We start from the raw sequence: 18716 nt of genomic DNA on the forward strand, positions 1-18716 counted from the left end.
CGGTGGCGGCGCGGACCGCCGCCTCCCTAGACTCCGTGATCGCGGGGGCGGCTCCGCAAGCGTGCTTCCTTCTCACTCTTTCTATGACACCCGTAGCGCGCTCACTCTCCGCCCCCGCCTCACACACGTTTCCGGGGGGAATCCGTTTGTCCGTGCTGTCGTCCGTGCTGCTCCGCCGCCTCCGTACCGTCTACGTCGACCAGGCCGGACCACGCCCGGGCGACCCGGCGACGTCCGAGGGCCTGACCGCCCTGGAGGCCGAGCTGCTGGACCGGGGTTTCGCCCCGACGGCACCGCTGCGCGCCGCGCTCGCCTGGCTCGGCCCCGCCGGACTCGCCGACGCCGGTGGCTCCCTGATCCGGCAGATCGACGCGGAGCTGGGCGCCGACCGCACGCACATGCCGCTGTTCCGCAGCTTCCCGGCCTCGGTGCCCGACGACACCTTCGAGCTGTACGTCGACCGCGTCTTCACGCTGCTGCTGCAGTGGCCGGCCCAGCCGTGCGTGCTGTGCGGCACCGTCGGCAGTGTGCACCCCGTGTCGCCGTGCGCCCACCTCGTGTGCCGCACGTGCTGGGACGGCGCCGACTACTCCGGCTGCCCGATCTGCCACCGCCGTATCGACGGCGGCGACCCGTTCCTGAGGCCCGCCGAGCCCCGCCACCGGCGCGAAGTGCCCACCGGCCCGCTGAAGTTGCTCGCCCTCGGCACCGACCAGAAAGCCGACGCCACGAAGGCGCTGCTCCGACTGCTGGCCCGGCGTACCCCACTGCCGCCGCAGGACCGCGACGACGTGAAGCTGCTGCTGGCGCACGCCCCGGCCGCGCTGAACTGGATGCCCGAGGACATCCCGGTCCGCGAGACGAAGGCGCTGGTCCTGGGCAGCCTCCTGCTGGACCGGCGTACGCGCGAGGCCGTGCGCCCGCTGCTCGCCGCACATCTGACCACCGCCACCGACGTCCTGCGCCTGCTGCACGTCTGGTCGGGCGGCGAGGCCGATCTGGTCGAACCGCGGCGTTTCCGCTCCCTCCCGCGCGCGCTGCGCCGCGAACTCCTCGCCGTACTTGACGGGTTCGAGGCGTCGTCGCTGGTCGAGGACGTTCTGCGGCATCCGGTCGCCTGGAAGCGCGCCGCCGAGATCCTGCACCCGTACGAGCAGCACGCACGTCACCCGAAGGCCGCCCTCGCCTTCGCCGTACTGCGCGCCACGGACACCTCCGCCACGCCGCTGGGCGAGGCGCTGCTGCGTACGGCGGCCGCGTACCCGGAGGCGGTACGCGTCGACGGCACGCGCCTCAAGGCCGACACCTGGGGCACACGCACCGAACAGGCCCTGCGAGAAGACGATTTCACCGCAGCACTCGCCCTGCTGGCCCAGCGTCCGGGCGAACTGCTGCGCAGGATGGACCACGTGCTGCGACTGCACGACCTGACGGGGCTGCCGGACGGGTTCGCCGACACCCTGCGGCGGGTCCTGCCCAAGGCCGGTCCCGGCCCGCTGCTCGCCGCGCTCGGGAGGCTGCGCATCCGGCATCTCCCGGGCGAGCGACGGGTGTTCTTCCCGCGCGGCCAGGTGACGCACTCCTTCACCGTCGACGACACCCGGGCCCCGCTGGCCAAGGCGGTCACCGAGGGCGTCTGCGCGCTCCTGGAGGCGGAGGCCCTGCGTCGCCTGGCCGGCGCCTCGCGCTTCGACCTCGCCGTCCTCGACTCGGGTCTCGCGGGCCTGGCCGTCCCCTCCGCCGACCGCGCGTCCGCGAAGGCGCTCGTCTCCGTGCCGCGCGGCAGCAGCCAGCCACTGCCCCAGGGCGAGGTCCTGCGGCTCTTCCTGCACTGGACGCAGCCCGACAAGACGCGCGTGGACCTCGATCTGTCCGTCGCGCTGTACGACGAGGACTGGACGTTCACGGGCGTGTGCGACTACACGAACCTCGTGTACGGGGACCGGGCCGCCGTGCACTCCGGGGACCTCACCTCGGCTCCGGCACCCGACGGCGCGACCGAGTACGCGGACCTGGACCTCGCGCTGCTCGCCGACGGCCGGGTGCGGTTCGCCGTGCCCATCGTCTTCAGCTACAACAACGTCCCCTTCGAGCGGCTTCTCGACGCCTTCGCCGGCTTCATGGCGCTGCCCTCGAAGGACAGTCGCGACGCCTCGTACGACCCTCGGACGGTGCGCCAGCGCTATGACCTGGAGGGCGAGTCGCGCATCCACGTCCCGATGCTGGTCGATCTGGAGCGCCGCACGTTCCTGTGGACGGACCTGCATCTGCCTCCGTCGGAAGGCTTTCACAGCGTGCACCGGCACAGCGGCGACCTCGGGCGTATCGGCAAGGACCTGTTCCAGTACTTCACCTCGGGCCGTACGACGTTGTGGGACCTCGCGGTCTGGCATGCGGCGGCCCGTACGGACGCGGTCGCCGTGGTCCGTCGCGCGCCCTGGACCGACGAGCTGTGGCACTACCACCGCCGGGAGGGCGAGACCGACTTGGCCTTCGCCGCACGCGTGCGTGCCCTGGAGCCTCCGGAGTGGCGGCGCCCCTCGGAGGACGCGGAGGCGCTCGCTGCCGAGACGGCCGCCAAGAAGCACGTGCTGCTCGCCCTCGTGCACGGTGGCGTCGCCCCGGAGGGCTCGACCGGCTCCGTGTACCGGCTGCTGCCCGGCCCGGTCGACGGCTGCGGTCTGGAGCCGCTGACGGCGGGTGACTTCGTGGCGGCACTGGGCTGAGAGGTGGTAGTGGCGCCGGTTCGGACAGCCGGGCGCGGCGTCAACTCCGGGGCCGCGCGGCGCCATTACGGGGTCCACGCGCGCGTGGCCATGTCCGGGGCCCTGGGAGCCCCGCGTTCCGGGCAGGCGACGGCCTGACTGTCAGTCGTGGCCCGTATCCTCAGTGACCATGCTCGAAGACCTCACGACCGCAGCGTCCTGGCCGGCCGCGTACCCGCAGGGGTACGCGGTCGTTGACGTGGAGACCACAGGCCTGGCCCGCGACGACCGGATAATCTCGGCCGCCGTCTACCGGCTGGACGCGCGCGGTGAGGTCCAGGACCACTGGTACACGATGGTCAACCCGGAGCGGGACCCGGGCCCGGTGTGGATCCACGGCTTGACGAGCGAGATGCTCGAAGGGGCACCGCTCTTCCAGGACATCGCCGAGGAGTTCGCCGACCGGCTCGCCGACCGCGTGCTGGTCGCGCACAACGCGGTCTTCGACTGGTCGATGATCGCGCGGGAGTACGCGCGCGCGGAGCGCGAGGCTCCGGTCCGCCAGCGGCTGTGCACCATCGCCCTCTCCAAAGAGTTGGGGCTGCCGCTGCCCAACCACAAGCTGGAGTCGCTGGCCGCGCACTTCGGAGTCGTACAGCAGCGGGCGCACCACGCGCTGGACGACGCACGCGTGCTGGCGGAGGCGTTCCGGCCGAGCCTTCGCGCGGCCGCGCGCGGCGGGGTGCGGCTGCCACTGCTGGAGTGCCGGCCGCTCAAGGAGTGGTCCGACAGCCCCGCGATGCCGCGGATCGGGCGCCAGCCGGGCGGTTATCCGTCCGGGAGCGGCTATCCGTCCGGGAGTTGGCGCCCTTCCCGCAAACGTCCCGCATGCCCGTATCCCAACCCAGGCCGGTATGAAGAGGGCAAACCGCTCAAGCAGGGCATGCGGGTCGCGTTCTCCGGGGACACCTCCGTCGACCGCGAACTGCTGGAGGACCGTGCCGTCGAGGCCGGGCTGCATGTCGCGACGAGCCTGTCCCGGCTCACCAGCCTGCTCGTCACCAACGACCCGGACTCCAGTACGTCGAAGGTGGTCAAGGCCAAGCAGTTCGGGACACCGGTGATCGACGAGGCGGCGTTCGGCCAGCTGCTGCGGGACGTGGAGCCGGCGACGGAGAAGTGACCCGGCAGCCGTCGGCGGACGCCCGGGACCCCTGCCTGCCGGACGCCGGGGCCCCTGATGGACGTACGAGGGCTGACGGACGTACGGGTGATTGGCGGGCGACTCGCCCGGCGCCCGCTCGCCCGCGCCGCGTCGGCCCCTCACCCTGTGGCGCATGGCGAGATGTGAAGTATGCGGCAATGACTACGGCATGACGTTCGAGGTGCACGCGCAGGGCGCGGTGCACGTCTTCGACTGCTTCTCCTGCGCGATCCACCGGATGGCCCCCATCTGCGAGCACTGTCGCGTCCAGGTCATCGGCCAAGGGGTCGAGGTCGAGGGCCACTGGTTCTGCGGCGCGCACTGCGCCCGCGCGGAGGGGAAGGTGGGGATCATCGACAAGGTCTGAGCCTCGCTCTCCGGTCCGGCACGGGGCAGCGCCCCGAGCCCGGCACGCGCCATCGGCACGGCCCTCGGCGGGACCCTCCCGTCGGGGGCCGAATCATGCCGAGTAACGTCAATGGGGTGTACCGCTTCCTGTTGACCCGGCAGTGGGTGATTCTCACCCTCGTGACCCTCGCGCTCATCCCGACGATGATCCGGCTGGGCTACTGGCAGCTGCACCGCCATGAACACAAGGTCGCGCTGAACACGGTGATCTCCGACTCGCTGGCCGCTAAGCCGGTGCCCGCCGAGTCGCTCACCGCGCCGGGACAGCACATCAGGCACGACGACCTCTACCGCCGGGTGACGGCGAAGGGGCACTTCGACACCGCGCACGAGGAGGTCGTGCGCCGCCGGACCAACTCCGACGGCGCGGTCGGCTACCACGTCCTGACCCCGTTCGTCCTGGACGACGGCCGGGTCCTCATCGTCAACCGGGGCTGGATTCCGGCGAACGGCGCGCAGACCGCGTTCCCGAAGATCCCGGCGCCCGCGAAGGGCGAGATCACCGTCACCGGGCGGCTCATGGCCGACGAGACGACCGCCGACAGCGGCATCAAGAACGTCCAGGGGCTGCCCGACCGCCAGGTCATGCTGATCAGCAGCGAGCAGCAGGCCCAGCGGCTCGGCAAGCAGGTCCTCGGCGGCTACATCGAGCAGACCGCGCCGGAACCCAAGGGCGACTCCCCCGAGCTGATCCCCGACCCCGAGCACAGCGACATCGGTCCGCACATGGCGTACGCGATCCAGTGGTGGCTGTTCTCGGCGGGCGTTCCCGTGGGCTGGGTGATCCTGGTCCGCCGCGAGCGCCGTGACCGGACGGAGGCCGCGGCAGCGGAGGCCACACCGGAAACGGCCGCGGCGGCGGTCTAGCGCCGGGGCCCCCGGGTGGGGGTTCGCGCCACCCTGGCGGCCCGATTGGCTCGCGCCCTCCTCGGGAACCCGTCCACCGTGCAGCAACGCATCGAGGACTACGCGCTCATCGGGGACGAACAGACCGTGGCTCTGGTGGGCCGCGACGGCTCCGTCGACTGGTTGTGTCTGCCCCGCTTCGATTCCGCGGCTTGTTTCGCCGCGCTCCTTGGCGACGAGGACAACGGGCACTGGCGCATCGCACCCAAGAGCGCGGGCTCCTGCACCCGGCGCGCGTACCGTCCGGACACGCTCGTGCTCGACACCGAGTGGGACACCGACGAGGGCTCGGTCCGGGTGACCGACCTGATGCCACAGCGCGAGCACGCCCCCGATCTCGTACGCGTCATCGAGGGGCTGAGCGGCCGGGTCACGATGCGCAGCCTGCTCCGGCTGCGCTTCGACTACGGCTCGATCGTGCCGTGGATGCGCCGGTCGGACGGCCACCGCGTGGCGGTCGCGGGCCCGGACTCGGTCTGGCTGCGCAGCGAGCCGCCCGTGCGCACCTGGGGCAAGGACTTCGGTACCCACTCGGAGTTCACGGTCGAAAAGGGGGAGAAGGTCGCCTTCGTCCTGACCTGGCACCCCTCGCACCGGCCGCGTCCACCTCTCTGCGACCCCTTCGAGGCGCTGCGCACCAGCGTCGAGGACTGGCAGGCGTGGGCGGCGCGCTGCCGTTACGACGGCCCGCACCGGGACATCGTCATGCGCTCCCTGATCACCCTCAAGGCACTCACCTACGCGCCGACCGGCGGCATCGTGGCCGCCCCCACCACCTCGCTGCCCGAGGAACTGGGCGGCGTCCGCAACTGGGACTACCGCTACTGCTGGCTGCGCGACTCCACGCTCACGCTCGGCGCGCTCCTGGAGGCCGGCTACCTCGAGGAGGCCGAGGCCTGGCGCGACTGGCTGCTGCGCGCGGTCGCGGGCGACCCGGCGGACCTGCAGATCATGTACGGCCTCGCCGGCGAACGCCGGCTGTCCGAGTACGAACTGCCGTGGCTGCCCGGCTACGCGGGCTCGTACCCGGTGCGGGTCGGCAACGACGCCGTACAGCAGCTGCAGCTCGACGTGTACGGCGAGGTCATCGACTCCCTCTCGCTGGCCCGGCGTTCCGGCCTGCCCTCCAAGCCGCACATGTGGCGGGTGCAGGTCGCCCTGATGGAGTTCCTGCGGACGGCGTGGCGGCAGCCGGACGAGGGGATCTGGGAGGTGCGCGGCCCGCGCCGGCACTTCGTGTACTCGAAGGTCATGGCCTGGGTGGCCGCCGACCGCGCCGTCCGCACCCTGGAGGACGACCCGAAGCTCGAAGGCGACCTGGAGGGCTGGCGCGCGATGCGCGACGAGGTGCACCGGGAGGTGTGCGAACGCGGCTACGACCCCGAGCGGAACACCTTCACGCAGTCCTACGGCTCCCGCGCGCTGGACGCCTCGCTGCTGCTCATCCCCCACGTCGGCTTCCTGCCGTACGACGATCCGCGGGTCCTCGGCACGATCGCCGCGGTCCGCGAGGAGCTCAGCCACAACGGCTTCCTGCGCCGCTACAGCATCGAGGAGACCCGGATCACGGTCGAAGAGACCCGGGTCAGCATCGAGCAGACCGGCACCGAGTCGACCGCCATCAGCACCGAGCGGATGGGCGTCGGCACCGAGCAGTCCGCCCTCGACGGGCTGCCGGGCGGTGAGGGCACGTTCCTCGTCTGCTCGTTCTGGCTCGCGGAGGCGCTGCATCTGACGGGTCGTACGGAGGAGGCCCGTGAGATGTTCGAGCGGCTGGTGGGACTGGCCAACGACGTGGGCCTGCTCTCCGAGGAGTACGACCCCGTCGCCGGCCGCCAGCTCGGCAACTTCCCGCAGGCGTTCAGCCATATCGGTCTGGTGGGTACCGCCCTCGCCCTGTTCGGGGGCGAGCAGGCAGGATAGGGGCCATGGATCTTGGACTGAAGGACCGTGTGTACGTCGTCACGGGAGCCACCCGTGGCCTGGGCAACGCCGCCGCGCGTGAACTCGTCGCCGACGGTGCGAAGGTGATCATGACGGGGCGCGACGAGAAGCGCGTCGCCGACGCCGCGGCCGCGCTCGGCCCGAACGCGGTCGGGGTCGGCGCCGACAATGCCGACCCGGAGACCGCGGCCCGGCTGATCGCCGCCGCCCGTGAGCACTTCGGCGGCTTCGACGGCGTCCTGATCAGTGTTGGCGGCCCGCCGCCCGGGTTCGTCGCCGACAACACCGACGAGCAGTGGACGGCCGCGTTCGAGACGGTCTTCCTCGGCGCGGTGCGGTTGGCCCGCGCGGCCGCCGCGGAGCTCGGCGAGGGCGGTGTCATCGGTTTCGTGCTGTCCGCCTCGGTGCACGAGCCGATCCCCGGGCTCACCATCTCCAACGGTCTGCGCCCCGGTCTCGCGGGCTTCGCCAATTCACTCGCGGACGAGCTGGGCCCGCGCGGCATCCGCGTGGTCGGCCTGCTCCCGTCCCGTATCGACACCGACCGCGTCCGCGAACTCGACGGCTACTCCGCCGATCCGGAGGCCACCCGCGCGGCCAACGAGGCCCGCATCCCACTGCGCCGCTACGGCACCCCGGAGGAGTTCGGCCGCACCGCCGCGTTCCTGCTCTCGCCGGCGGCGTCGTACCTGACGGGCATCATGCTGCCGGTGGACGGCGGAATGCGGCGCGGCTTCTAGGTTCCTGACCGACAGGGTCCTCGCCGACAGGCTCCTCGGCGGCAGGTTCCTCGCCGACAGGCTCCTGGCCGACAGGGCCCTGAGCGAAGCTCAACTGACCCGCTGAGCACGGTGCTTGACCCCGCGGAGGCGCACCTCCGCGGGGAGCGCGGCGAGGCCCGCCGAGTCCCGCGCGTGCGCCAGCGCCTCGGCCGTCAGCAGGTGCAAGGCCTGCCCGGGGTCCACATGGGGCTCCAGCAGGAGCTGCACCCGCGCCTCGGGCACGCTGCGCCGTCCGGTCAGCAGGATCTGTGCCTGCTCGACGCCGTCCAGCTGCGTCGCCTCGGTGGCCAGTACGCCTTCCAGTGCCCGCCCGCGCAGCAGCGCGCCCTCGCCGTCGCCGGTGTCGACGAGCACCTCGGCGAGCCGGCGCCGCCGCAGCACGGCCGCCAGCCACCACAGGGACAGCAGCACCAGAATCGCGAGGGCGGCGATGACGGTGGGCCACCACCAGCCGTGGTCCCGCCACCGGGTCCGCTCGGCCTGGCTGAGCAGTACGTCGTGCTGCCCGTCGTGGATCCACCACGAGGGCGGGTTCGCACCGAGCCCGACGGCGAGCACGGAGCCGCCGAGGACGACCAGCCCCAGACCGAGGATCCCGAGCAGTACGCGGTTGACCATCCGGAGCACCGGCCTCACCCCTTCCGTCCGGGGCGCCGGACGTGCACCGACAGCGCGGGCGGCCGGGCGAGCCCGAGCCCCCTGATGCCGTCGGCGAGCGTGGCGTCCAAGTCGGCGCGTACGTCGTCGAGTTCACGGAAGTGCGAGACCGCGCGGACGTCGGCCTTCGTACGTCCCATGCGTACCCGGACCGACTGCACCCCGGCGACCTCCATGGCCCGGTCGCGCAGCGCCATCGCGGCGGCGCGCCGGTGCAGCCCGGCCCGGACGTCGGCGTGGGTGCGCCGCATCGGCAGGACCTCGCGCAGTCCGGGCGTGACGGCGAGGACGATCAGCCAGATGCCGAGGGTGGCCACTACTCCCGCGCCGACGAGCACCCAGGTGTCGTCGAGGGGCCGTTCGGCTAGCTGCAGGGCCAGCGACCTGCGCCAGTGCATGGCGGGCCGGCGGGCTCGTACCGCCGCGACGTCGTACAGGAAGGCGCCCGCGGCGACAAGGATCAGCACCGCGAGGATGCCCGCGGGAACGCGGCGCGCGGACCAGAAACGGCCCTGGCCGCCGTCCTCGTCGTCCACGGTGTGCAGCGGTTCGTATGCCGCCGCGGAGGCGGACTGACCGAGTGCGCTCTCACCCGTCTTCTCCAGGACAGGCATGCGCTGGGTGCTGTCGGAGCCCTGGGACTCGCTCATCGCGTCCTCCCCTGTACCGTGCCGGGTGCCTGCGCCAGGTGCAGCCGCTCCACCTGGACGGCCACCTCCGGCACTTCCATCCCCGCCAACGTCCTTACCCGCTCGGCGACATGGCGACGCACCGCGTTGCACCGGCCACCGATATCGGAGGGGTAGTCGAGTTCGAGGGTGACGCGAAGGCGGGCGCTCTCGTGGTGCACGACCACACTCGCGTGCGGGGGCACGGCGTCCGGGGGCAGCGCCGGAAGCACCTCGCGCGCCGCCTGCGCGGCGATCTTCGCGACGACCCGGTCGGCGATCCGGGTCGCGCCCCGCTCGGCCGCCACGACGACCGTCACGGGCCGCCGCGTCTCACCGAGCCGGTCGACATGACCTGGCACGCGTCACCGCCGTCGGTTGTCGCGGGTGCGGAAGAAGTCGCCGACGTCCAGGTCCCCCTCCAGGAACCGCCCGACGACGAACCCGATGGCCCCCAGCGCGGCCACCAGCAAGAAGGCCCCGAATCCGCCGAAGTACCCGGCGAAGCCCAGCGCCATTCCGGCGATCATGCCGATCACGGCCAAGCTCATGGTGCGCTCCTCAGCAATTCGGTGGCCGAGTGATCACTAGCGGTTCGGTGGCCGGGCGACAGCGATTCGGTGACCGGGCGGTCACTGGAGCCGCGTCTCCGGCTCCTCCTCTTCTTCCTCGGGAAGCTTCACATCACTCACCGCGATGTTGACCTCGACGACCTCAAGGCCCGTCATGCGCTCGACGGCCGCGATGACGTTCTCGCGCACGGCGCGGGCCACGTCGCCGATCGAGACGCCGTAGTCGACGACGATCTCCAGGTCGAGCGCGGTCTGCACCTCGCCGACCTCGGCCTTCACACCGCGCGAGACGGACTTCGAACCGCCGGGCACCCGATCGCGCACCGCCCCGAAGGTCCGGCTCAGTCCGCTGCCCATCGCATGCACACCGAGCACATCACGGGCCGCGAGTCCGGCGATCTTCTCCACGACGCCGTCGGCGATCGTGGTCCGTCCCCGGGTTGCGGGATCACCGCCGCCGCGCTTGGTGACACCGGGCTTGCGGGTCTGGGGCGACCCCTTCTCGCCGGCGGGGGTCTCCGTCCGGTCCGGCTCCGTCATGTCGGTCATGGCCGTACGTCCCTTTCGGTCGTCCTCCTTCACCCACAGTAAGTGGGGTTCCGCGGTCGCGCGCCGGGGATGCGGCAGGCTGGAGCAATGACGGCGGACCGGTGGACGCAGGTTGTACGGCATCAGCTCGGGCTCGGCAGACTGCTGCCCCTCGGCCTCCCGCGCGACGGCGCGTGGATCACGGAGTGGGCGGCCGACTCGGTACTGCGGCGCGCGGCCGATCCCGTGCTCGGTGTGCGGCTCGGCACGCTCCGGATCTCACTCGCCGACCCGGACGAGACGTACGACCCCGCCGTGCCGCCTCCGCCCGGCGCGCTGCCGCCCGGTCCCCTCCGCATCGCCGCGGAGTTCGCGGCGCGGACGGACCCCACCGCCCCTGGCGTGGAGCCGCTCCCGACGACAGCGGGCCGCCTGCGCCTGGCCCTGGCCGCGGCGGCGACGGAACGCCTCGGTCTGACGGTCACGGATGTGGATCTACGGGTGACGGAGCTGCTCGGCCAGGACGAGCCCCCCGTCGCCGTACGCCCTGACGAGGTGCGAGAGGCCGGCGAACCGACGGTTCCCGAGGAGGCGCGGGCAGCGGCCGCCGCCCGGTCGGTCCCGGGTGTGACCCACCTGACGGACCTCCTGGGCCGCCCGGTGCACATCGAGGACGCGCCGGGCGGGGACCCCGCCCTGCCACGCCGCCACGTCCGCGTCGAACTGGCGGTCGCGGCGGACGAGCGGACCGTCGACGTGGCAAGGGCCGTCAGGACAGCGGTCACGCGGACCCTGACGGACACACCATCGGTGGCAGTACTGGTAACCGCCGTGGGCTAGAGCGCCCCTGAAGGGGCGCGGGGAACTGCGTGACCGGCCCGAGTACGACCCGCAGCCCCAGGACGGTCTCAGTCACCCACCCCGGCGAGGTCCCGAAGCCGCCGAGCCTGAGCAGCACGCTCAGCAACCCGCTGCTCCTCATAGGACCGCTCCTGCGCCCCGCGCAGCAACGCCTTGGTCTCAATGACGGCATCCCGCGGCGCGGCAAGCAGTGCGGCGGCAAGGTCTCGCACCGCGTCGTCGAGCTGCTCGCCGGGCACGGCAAGGTTGGCGAGCCCGGTGCGCTCGGCCTCCTCGGCCGACACAAAGCGCCCCGTCACGCAGATTTCGAGCGCGCGGGCGTACCCCACGAGGTTCACCAGCGGATGCGTCCCCGTGAGGTCGGGCACGAGCCCGAGGCTGGTCTCGCGCATGGCGAACTGCACGTCGTCCGCGACAACGCGCAGATCACAGGCGAGCGCGAGCTGGAATCCCGCGCCGATGGCGTGCCCCTGCACGGCGGCGATGGACACGATGTCGCTGCGCCGCCACCAGGTGAACGCCTCCTGGTACTCGGCGATGGTCGCGTCGAGCTCGGCATCGGAGCCGCGCGCGAGGTCGATGAACGACGGTTCCCCGTCGAAGCCCTCGGGCGTGAACGCCTGCCGGTCGAGCCCGGCGGAGAAGGACTTGCCCTCGGCGCGCAGGACCACCACGCGGACGGAGCCCGGCAGTGACCGGCCGGCCTGCGTCAACGCCCGCCACAGAGCAGGACTCTGGGCGTTGCGCTTGGTCGGGTTGGTCAGCGTCACCGTGGCGATCGCTTCGTCGACGGTGAGCCGTACGCCGTCCTTGTCGAATACCGGGTCGAGCGAAGCCATGGGGCGCCTCCGATGGGTGCGGTCGGATCAGGTGTGTACCCCACGAGGGACACACCTAAGTGACTGCACAGTAACCACCCGGTCGATCACCCGACCGACCGGGTGGCCACCACCGAAGCCGATGGGGACGCCCGGCCTCAGGCCGAGGCGGCCTTCTTGCCCCGCGTCGCTCCACCACGCCCTCGGAGCGTGACGCCCGACTCGCTGAGCATCCGGTGCACAAAGCCATACGAGCGGCCGGTCTCTTCGGCCAGCGCCCGGATGCTCGCACCGGAGTCGTACTTCTTCTTCAGGTCTGCCGCGAGCTTGTCGCGCGCGGCGCCGGTCACCCGGCTGCCCTTCTTCAGAGTCTCGGCCACCCGTGCCTCCTCATGGGAAGTGCGCTCTGGACTCTCATGATCACCCCTCACGGGCCTCATGGCCACCCATTCGGCAAGGTCCGTAAGACAAGGTTTTGACGACAGGAGCCCATCCCCACGAGTGGAATTCCAGGTTCCGGCTGCCGTCGTCCGTACGGCCGAACGGGTTCATCCGCGAAGTACCTGGTCAGCGACGCGAGACGGCCGAGCCCTTGGGAACACAGGGCTCGGCCGCGAAATCGATGTAGGACACACCTCGGTACGAGGAGATCTCACACAGATGATGGATCACGGATCGGCCGAATGATCCATACGCAGTGGATCAGCCATTCGATCACGCCGGGCTGACACTCGGTGAGGCTCGGGCAACGACTCAGGCAGCGACTCAGGCGAGAGCCACCAGATCCGCGTAGTCCGCGCCCCACAGGTCCTCGACGCCGTCCGGCAGCAGGATGATCCGCTCCGGCTGGAGCGCCTCGACGGCGCCCTCGTCATGGGTGACGAGGACGACGGCGCCCTTGTACGTGCGCAGCGCGCCGAGGATCTCCTCGCGGCTGGCCGGGTCGAGGTTGTTCGTCGGCTCGTCGAGCAGGAGCACGTTCGCGGAGGAGACCACGAGGGTCGCGAGCGCGAGACGGGTCTTCTCGCCGCCGGACAGGACGCCGGCGGGCTTGTCGACGTCGTCGCCGGAGAACAGGAACGAGCCGAGCGTCTTGCGGACCTCGACCAGGTCGAGGTCGGGGGCGGCGGAGCGCATGTTCTCCAGGACCGTGCGCTCGGGGTCGAGGGTCTCGTGCTCCTGCGCGTAGTAGCCGAGCTTGAGACCGTGGCCCTGCACGACCTCACCGGTGTCGGGGTTCTCGACGCCGCCGAGGAGCCTGAGAAGGGTCGTCTTTCCGGCGCCGTTGAGGCCGAGGATGACGACGCGGGAGCCCTTGTCGATGGCCAGGTCGACATCGGTGAAGATCTCCAGCGATCCGTACGACTTCGACAGGCCCTCGGCGGTGAGCGGCGTCTTGCCGCAGGGCGCGGGCTCCGGGAAGCGCAGCTTGGCGACCTTGTCGGAGGCCCGTACCGCTTCGAGTCCGGCGAGCAGCCGGTCGGCGCGCTTGGCCATGTTCTGCGCGGCGACCGTCTTGGTGGCCTTGGCGCGCATCTTGTCGGCCTGCGCGTTCAGCGCGGCGGCCTTCTTCTCGGCGTTCTGCCGCTCGCGCTTGCGACGCTTCTCGTCCGCCTCGCGCTGCTGCTGATAGAGCTTCCAGCCCATGTTGTAGACGTCGATCTGGGCGCGGTTGGCGTCCAGATAGAAGACCTTGTTGACAACCGTCTCGACGAGGTCGACGTCGTGGGAGATCACGATGAAGCCGCCACGGTAGGTCTTCAGGTAGTCGCGCAGCCAGACGATCGAGTCGGCGTCGAGGTGGTTGGTCGGCTCGTCGAGCAGCAGCGTGTCCGCGTCCGAGAAGAGGATGCGGGCCAGCTCGATACGGCGGCGCTGACCACCGGAGAGGGTGTGCAGGGGCTGGCCGAGCACACGGTCGGGCAGGTTGAGCGCGGCGGCGATGGTGGCGGCCTCGGCCTCGGCGGCGTACCCGCCCTTGGTGAGGAACTCCGTCTCCTGGCGCTCGTACTGCCTCAGGGCCTTCTCGCGGGTGGCACCCGTGCCGTTGGCGATGCGCTGCTCGTTGTCCCGCATTTTGCGGATCAGGGTGTCCAGACCGCGCGCGGACAGGACGCGGTCGCGGGCGAGCACGTCGAGGTCGCCGGTGCGCGGGTCCTGCGGGAGATAGCCGACCTCGCCGGAGCGCGCGACGTTGCCTGCGGCGGGGATGCCCTCACCCGCGAGGACCTTGGTCAGCGTCGTCTTGCCCGCCCCATTGCGGCCGACCAGGCCGATGCGGTCGCCCTTGGCGATACGGAAGGTGGCGGACTCGATGAGGATGCGGGCGCCGGCGCGCAGCTCGATACCGGAGGCGGAGATCACGGACAGACTCCAGGGCAGGGTCGTTGGCGGGGTGGACGGCTGAGGACGTTCCCGCCGTCTAATGCGCGAGGAGAATGGCCATGGGCCAAGTCTAACGGGGCCGTGCAAGCACTTTTTCTGTGTGCGGGTGTTCGACACTGTGATGCTCGCCCCGCCGCTCGTTGCCCAGCGGCGTCCGGTCCGGGGTGATCCTGCCCAGCTCGTCCACCGCGACGATCTCGACGGTCCAGCTGTCGGTGGCCGCACAGGGCTGCGCGATCAGCAGCGCCGTACGGACACGCACCGCGCGCGCGGGTTCGAAGGCGCAGCCGCGGCGGGCGGGCAGCACCCAGCGCAGGTCGCCGTCGGCGATGCGGTACGCGGCGATGCGCTGCGGGGTGACGACGGCGAGCATGCGGGCGCCCAGGGCCCGCAGCACGCCGCTGCCCCGGTGGGCCGCGAGCCAGGGTGCGGCCCCGGGAAGCGCCCGGTGCCAGCGGACCGCGCTGCCGTCGCCGCGGACGGTGGCGGTGACCAGCCCGTCGTCCCAGAGCGCGATCGCGTCCCCGCGCGCGGGGAGCACGGCCAGCGGACGCCGGCCCTCCCGCCTGTACGTCCACCGGAGGCGCCCGGTTCCTTCGTCGTACGCCTCGACGGTGGCCCCCGTCGTCCGCAGCGAGGGTCGGTCCCCGTGCTCCACGCGCGCGTGCACCGTGACGTGGTCTCCGTAGGGGGCGGTGCGGGCCTGGTGGGCTGCCGCGAGGAGGGGAACTGCCAGCAGGAGGGCGAGAGTGGCGGGGAGGACGCGACGGAGAGCGTGGCCCGCGGGAGCGGGGGGAGGGAGTCGCTCGGCCTTCGCGGGGCGCGGGCCGGTGGGGGCGGTCCGCGGGGCGGGCCCCGTGCGAGCCGGTCGCGGCGACGAGGCGGACTCTGTGCGAACGACTCGTGGCGGCGCGGACTCCGCATGCGCCGGTCGCGGACGCGGCGCGGACTCCGCATGCGCCGGTCGCGGACGCGGCGCGGTCCTGGGGGTGGGGGCAGGCGCGGTCGGGGTGGCCGGTGGATGCCGGGCAGGTGACTCCGGATCCGTCACCTCGATCGGCAGAACGACCACATTGCCCCCTCGCCACCACAGCCCACGGATCCGGCGCAGAGCGTAGACGCGGGTGGCTCGGAGGTCCGTCGGGACACGGCGGACCGGCGGGAACGCGTCCCCCGTTCGGACCTCCGCCCGAGGCCGGGGACCTGGGGGCGTACGAGGATGGCGCCAGAGCGACGTACGGCAGAGGGTGGTGTGCCCATGCAGTTCGACGACGACGCCGACCTGGACACATCCGAGGTCCAGGATGTGCGCGGCAGTCGAATCCCCGGCGGCAGGGCGACCATCGGGGGTGGCATCGCCGGCCTGCTCGCCCTGCTCATCGGACTCTTCTTCGGAATCGGTCCCGACGAGCTCGGGCTCTCCTCCGGGAGCGACCATCCCGCGTCGACCTCCTCTTCCCTCGCGCAGGTCCAGCAGACCTGCAAGAAGGGCAGCGACGCGAACGCCAGGGAGGACTGCCGCATGGTGGCGGTGGTCAACAGCGTGCAGGACTACTGGGCGCAGGAGTTCGCGCGCCGCAGGGGCACCTACACACGCTCCCCGACGGTCTTCTTCAGCAATCGGGTCGGCACGGCCTGCGGCACCGCCACGTCCGCCGTCGGGCCCTTCTACTGCCCCGGCGACCGCAAGGTCTATCTGGACCTGGGCTTCTTCGACGAGCTGCGCACCAAGTTCGGTTCCAGCGGCGGGCCGTTCGCGCAGGCGTACGTGGTGGCGCACGAGTACGGGCACCACGTGCAGGACCTGATGGGGACACTGGGCAAGTCGCAGAACGGACTGACCGGCGCGAACAGCAACTCGGTGAAGGTGGAGCTGCAGGCCGACTGCTACGCCGGGGTGTGGGCGCACCACGCGACGACGACGAAGGACCCGTCGACGGGCCGGCCGCTGATCACCAGCCTCACGGACGCCGACATTCGCGACGGCCTGGACGCGGCGGCGGCCGTCGGCGACGACCGGATCCAGGAGAGGTTCCAGGGCCGGGTGACCCCGGAGACCTGGACGCACGGCTCCGCCAGGCAGCGGCAGCAGTGGTTCTACGAGGGTTACAGCACCGGCGACATGGCGCGATGCAACACGTTTCGCTGAGGCCGGACGGCAGACGGCTTCCGCTCGCCGGGGCGTTGTCAGTGCCCGGTGCCAGACTGGGCAGCAGGTCGGATTCCGGCGGCGGTTCCGGCGGCGCGACGAGAGGGAGTGATCGGCATGGCAGGCATGGACGGCGGGCGCCCGAGCATCTACCCGACACTGCTGTACGCGGACGCGAAGGCGGCGATCAGGCAGCTCACGGAGACCTTCGGCTTCAGCGAGACGTCGGTGTACGAGAGCGACGAGGGCGGGGTCACCACGGTGATGCACGCCGAACTGGTGCAGGGCAATGGCGCGGTGATGCTCGGCTCCAAGGGCCGCGGCGGCATCTTCGACACCGCGATGAAGGACGCGGGCCCAACTGCGGTGTACGTGGTCGTGGACGACGTCGACTCGCACCACCAGCGGGCCGTGGACCACGGCGCCGAGATCCTGATGCCCCCGACGGACCAGGACTACGGCTCGCGGGACTACATGGCCCGGGACCTCGAGGGAAATATCTGGAGCTTCGGCACGTACGCCCCTGAGATAGGGGCGTAGGACCCCGTCGGCTTCCCTCGCCGACTCCCTGCCCGGCTCCCCCGTCAGCTTCCTCCGGTGTGCACCTGGAAGGCGGCCCGGCGTACGGCCTTGGCAAGCGCCGGGTCCGGGTGCGCGGCGGCGAGCGCGACCAGCACCTGCACGGTGCGGGGGTGGCCGACCGCGCGTACCTCGTCCAGGAGCGCGGGCACGGTGGGCTGCACCGCGGACTCCAAGTGCCGTACGAGGAGCGGGGCTTCACCGTGGTCGGCGACGGCGGCGGCGGTGTCGACCCACAGCCAGGTGGACTCCTCGCGGGTGAGCACGTCGTGGGCGTCCTCGGGGTCGTGACCATCCTGCTCGGCGAGCCACAGCATGGCGTAGGGACGCAGCGAGGTCTCCTCGGCCACCGCGCGCACGTCGGGCTCGGCGGGGGCGCCGACCACGCGCAGCGCCTCGAAGGCGAGACCGCGGGTGAGGGCGTCTTCGCCGCGGGCGGCGTCGAGGAGTTCGGTGACGGCGCTGCCGACGGGACGGGCGGCCAGCCAGGCGCGGTACTCGGCGCGAGCCGCATTGGGGCGCAGTTGGGCGCAGCCGCGGAGCATGTCCTCGGCGGACTGCTCGATGTTCCCGGCGGGACTCTGCGCGGCGACGCAGATCTGCTCCAGCTTGACCCAGACCGCCCAGCTGCCGAGCGGGGTGAGGGTGGCCTGGCCGTCGGCGCAGGTGAGCGCGCCCACAGAGGCGAGGGCGTGCAGGGCCCAGTCGAGGAGCGGGGCGAGGAGGGCGTCCGCGGCTTCGGGTGCGGCCTGCGGGGCGGGCTCCGGCTGGGGTCCGTACGGGATTTCACAGCGCTCGGTGCGCAGTTCCGTGACGCGCTGTTCGAGGAGATCGAGGAGCTGTTCCACGGGGACGGGCCCCGCGGAGAGCTGGAGGAAGGAGAGCACCTGAGGCATCGCGGAGACGACCTCGGCGACGGCGGCGGGTTCGCGGTCCGCGGGCTCCGGATACGCGAGCGACCAGGCGTCGAAGAGGGCGACCCAGCCGCGCAGTACGGCGCTGTCGTCGCGGTTCCAGGCGCGCAGCCGCCAGCCCGGGCGGGCGCTGTCGCCGTGCACCTCGACAAGACCGGCCAGGCGTGCGGTGTCCCAGTCTGCGCGGACCTGAGCCGGGGTCAGCCTCAGGTCGGCGGCAGCCCGTTCCGCGGTGGCATCGGAGAGAGTGCCTTTGCTGCCGGGGGTCGCACCGTCGCGTCCCGGGCGCAGGGCGGCGTCGGCCCAGCGGGCGACACGGGCCGCGCCGGACAGGCCGGTGCGCGCCATACGGGCCAGTTCCGCGGGCGGCGGTGTGCCCTCGGGCGGCCGCGGTGCGGGGCGGCGCGTGCGGCGCTGGGTCACCGCTCGGGGGGCGGCGGCCAGGGGCCGCGGGCTGACGAGTCGGAGCCTGGAGTCGCGCGGGTTACGGGACGTCACGGGTGCAGTCTTCCGGTTGACGGTCGGAAAACCCAAACGGAATGTCACGGCAGGCGACGGGGGTGGTGAGCGCGGGGCGTTCTCAGGGCGCTCGACACGCGGAAACGAGCCCTCGCGAGAGTTGTCCGGGGGCGAACC

19 protein-coding genes are annotated in these 18716 nt (G+C 71.9%); 9 read left to right on the top strand and 10 right to left on the bottom strand.

The features are described 5' to 3' along the window. Positions 1 to 146: 146 nt before the first annotated feature. The 6 genes from ACZ4RZ_RS08065 (at position 147) to ACZ4RZ_RS08090 (ending at position 7907) form a co-directional block, all read left to right on the top strand. Complete coding sequence (locus ACZ4RZ_RS08065) at positions 147 to 2726, top strand: MXAN_6230/SCO0854 family RING domain-containing protein (protein ID WP_467743153.1); 2580 nt, start codon at positions 147 to 149, stop codon at positions 2724 to 2726. Between the two features lie 169 nt (positions 2727 to 2895). Further along, positions 2896 to 3888 carry a DEDDh family exonuclease gene (locus ACZ4RZ_RS08070; RefSeq protein WP_467743154.1) on the top strand — a complete coding sequence of 331 codons (993 nt, stop codon included), beginning with the start codon at positions 2896 to 2898 and terminating at the stop codon, positions 3886 to 3888. Between the two features lie 154 nt (positions 3889 to 4042). Then, positions 4043 to 4276: a hypothetical protein gene (locus ACZ4RZ_RS08075; RefSeq protein ID WP_399077463.1), complete on the top strand. Its 234-nt coding sequence runs from the start codon at positions 4043 to 4045 to the stop codon at positions 4274 to 4276. A 116-nt stretch (positions 4277 to 4392) separates the two neighbouring features. Then, entirely contained in the window at positions 4393 to 5184 is a 792-nt protein-coding gene (locus ACZ4RZ_RS08080; protein ID WP_467743662.1) for an SURF1 family cytochrome oxidase biogenesis protein, read from the top strand. Between the two features lie 78 nt (positions 5185 to 5262). Further along, a complete protein-coding gene (locus tag ACZ4RZ_RS08085) occupies positions 5263 to 7146 on the top strand; it encodes a glycoside hydrolase family 15 protein (RefSeq protein ID WP_467743155.1) in 1884 nt (627 codons plus the stop codon). 5 nt (positions 7147 to 7151) lie between these two features. After that, positions 7152 to 7907, top strand: a complete 756-nt coding sequence (locus tag ACZ4RZ_RS08090; RefSeq protein WP_467743156.1) for an SDR family oxidoreductase — start codon at positions 7152 to 7154, stop codon at positions 7905 to 7907. A 90-nt stretch (positions 7908 to 7997) separates the two neighbouring features. On the opposite strand, the gene amaP is transcribed toward ACZ4RZ_RS08090, so the two are convergent. From amaP to ACZ4RZ_RS08115, 5 genes are all read right to left on the bottom strand, one after another. Further along, complete coding sequence (gene amaP, locus ACZ4RZ_RS08095) at positions 7998 to 8585, bottom strand: alkaline shock response membrane anchor protein AmaP (protein ID WP_467743157.1); 588 nt, start codon at positions 8583 to 8585, stop codon at positions 7998 to 8000. Further along, complete coding sequence (locus tag ACZ4RZ_RS08100) at positions 8582 to 9256, bottom strand: DUF6286 domain-containing protein (protein WP_467743158.1); 675 nt, start codon at positions 9254 to 9256, stop codon at positions 8582 to 8584. Before ACZ4RZ_RS08100 ends, amaP begins: the two co-directional genes overlap by 4 nt. Beyond that, the gene (locus ACZ4RZ_RS08105; RefSeq protein ID WP_467743159.1) at positions 9253 to 9636 is read right to left on the bottom strand and encodes an Asp23/Gls24 family envelope stress response protein; all 384 of its coding nucleotides are present in this window, start codon (positions 9634 to 9636) and stop codon (positions 9253 to 9255) included. Before ACZ4RZ_RS08105 ends, ACZ4RZ_RS08100 begins: the two co-directional genes overlap by 4 nt. A gap of 3 nt (positions 9637 to 9639) precedes the next feature. Further along, the gene (locus ACZ4RZ_RS08110) at positions 9640 to 9825 is read right to left on the bottom strand and encodes a hypothetical protein (RefSeq protein WP_369245649.1); all 186 of its coding nucleotides are present in this window, start codon (positions 9823 to 9825) and stop codon (positions 9640 to 9642) included. An 81-nt stretch (positions 9826 to 9906) separates the two neighbouring features. Next, positions 9907 to 10395: an Asp23/Gls24 family envelope stress response protein gene (locus tag ACZ4RZ_RS08115; protein ID WP_467743160.1), complete on the bottom strand. Its 489-nt coding sequence runs from the start codon at positions 10393 to 10395 to the stop codon at positions 9907 to 9909. Between the two features lie 87 nt (positions 10396 to 10482). Here ACZ4RZ_RS08115 and ACZ4RZ_RS08120 point away from each other — a divergent pair, with 87 nt between their 5' ends. Next, positions 10483 to 11214 carry a nucleopolyhedrovirus P10 family protein gene (locus tag ACZ4RZ_RS08120; protein WP_467743161.1) on the top strand — a complete coding sequence of 244 codons (732 nt, stop codon included), beginning with the start codon at positions 10483 to 10485 and terminating at the stop codon, positions 11212 to 11214. Between the two features lie 68 nt (positions 11215 to 11282). Here ACZ4RZ_RS08120 and ACZ4RZ_RS08125 read toward each other — a convergent pair whose 3' ends face one another. From ACZ4RZ_RS08125 to ACZ4RZ_RS08140, 4 genes are all read right to left on the bottom strand, one after another. After that, the gene (locus tag ACZ4RZ_RS08125; protein ID WP_467743162.1) at positions 11283 to 12074 is read right to left on the bottom strand and encodes an enoyl-CoA hydratase/isomerase family protein; all 792 of its coding nucleotides are present in this window, start codon (positions 12072 to 12074) and stop codon (positions 11283 to 11285) included. Positions 12075 to 12211: 137 nt separating this feature from the next. Beyond that, positions 12212 to 12433, bottom strand: coding sequence for a helix-turn-helix domain-containing protein (locus tag ACZ4RZ_RS08130; protein ID WP_006123601.1), 222 nt, complete (start codon positions 12431 to 12433; stop codon positions 12212 to 12214). Between the two features lie 385 nt (positions 12434 to 12818). After that, complete coding sequence (locus ACZ4RZ_RS08135; RefSeq protein WP_399077483.1) at positions 12819 to 14417, bottom strand: ABC-F family ATP-binding cassette domain-containing protein; 1599 nt, start codon at positions 14415 to 14417, stop codon at positions 12819 to 12821. A 91-nt stretch (positions 14418 to 14508) separates the two neighbouring features. Beyond that, the gene (locus ACZ4RZ_RS08140) at positions 14509 to 15108 is read right to left on the bottom strand and encodes a PQQ-binding-like beta-propeller repeat protein (protein WP_467743163.1); all 600 of its coding nucleotides are present in this window, start codon (positions 15106 to 15108) and stop codon (positions 14509 to 14511) included. A 588-nt stretch (positions 15109 to 15696) separates the two neighbouring features. On the opposite strand from ACZ4RZ_RS08140, the gene ypfJ reads away from it, so the two are divergent. Both ypfJ and ACZ4RZ_RS08150 read left to right on the top strand, forming a co-directional pair. After that, on the top strand, positions 15697 to 16587 hold the full coding sequence (gene ypfJ, locus ACZ4RZ_RS08145; RefSeq protein WP_467743164.1) for a KPN_02809 family neutral zinc metallopeptidase: 891 nt from the start codon (positions 15697 to 15699) through the stop codon (positions 16585 to 16587). 117 nt (positions 16588 to 16704) lie between these two features. Then, positions 16705 to 17127 carry a VOC family protein gene (locus ACZ4RZ_RS08150; protein ID WP_467743165.1) on the top strand — a complete coding sequence of 141 codons (423 nt, stop codon included), beginning with the start codon at positions 16705 to 16707 and terminating at the stop codon, positions 17125 to 17127. Positions 17128 to 17171: 44 nt separating this feature from the next. Here ACZ4RZ_RS08150 and ACZ4RZ_RS08155 read toward each other — a convergent pair whose 3' ends face one another. Continuing rightward, complete coding sequence (locus ACZ4RZ_RS08155) at positions 17172 to 18578, bottom strand: hypothetical protein (RefSeq protein ID WP_467743166.1); 1407 nt, start codon at positions 18576 to 18578, stop codon at positions 17172 to 17174. Positions 18579 to 18716: the final 138 nt, after the last annotated feature.

This window comes from Streptomyces sp. NPDC027189 (assembly GCF_055566975.1).

What these genes read in the sequence shown, in the direction of transcription:
- ACZ4RZ_RS08070 (WP_467743154.1), top strand. Translation starts at nt 2,896, where the DNA reads ATGCTCGAAGACCTCACGACCGCAGCGTCCTGGCCGGCCGCGTACCCG.
- ACZ4RZ_RS08075 (WP_399077463.1), top strand. Translation starts at nt 4,043, where the DNA reads ATGGCGAGATGTGAAGTATGCGGCAATGACTACGGCATGACGTTCGAG.
- ACZ4RZ_RS08090 (WP_467743156.1), top strand. Translation starts at nt 7,152, where the DNA reads ATGGATCTTGGACTGAAGGACCGTGTGTACGTCGTCACGGGAGCCACC.
- ACZ4RZ_RS08100 (WP_467743158.1), bottom strand. Translation starts at nt 9,256, where the DNA reads ATGAGCGAGTCCCAGGGCTCCGACAGCACCCAGCGCATGCCTGTCCTG.
- ACZ4RZ_RS08110 (WP_369245649.1), bottom strand. Translation starts at nt 9,825, where the DNA reads ATGAGCTTGGCCGTGATCGGCATGATCGCCGGAATGGCGCTGGGCTTC.
- ACZ4RZ_RS08115 (WP_467743160.1), bottom strand. Translation starts at nt 10,395, where the DNA reads ATGACCGACATGACGGAGCCGGACCGGACGGAGACCCCCGCCGGCGAG.
- ACZ4RZ_RS08120 (WP_467743161.1), top strand. Translation starts at nt 10,483, where the DNA reads ATGACGGCGGACCGGTGGACGCAGGTTGTACGGCATCAGCTCGGGCTC.
- ACZ4RZ_RS08125 (WP_467743162.1), bottom strand. Translation starts at nt 12,074, where the DNA reads ATGGCTTCGCTCGACCCGGTATTCGACAAGGACGGCGTACGGCTCACC.
- ypfJ (WP_467743164.1), top strand. Translation starts at nt 15,697, where the DNA reads ATGCAGTTCGACGACGACGCCGACCTGGACACATCCGAGGTCCAGGAT.
- ACZ4RZ_RS08150 (WP_467743165.1), top strand. Translation starts at nt 16,705, where the DNA reads ATGGCAGGCATGGACGGCGGGCGCCCGAGCATCTACCCGACACTGCTG.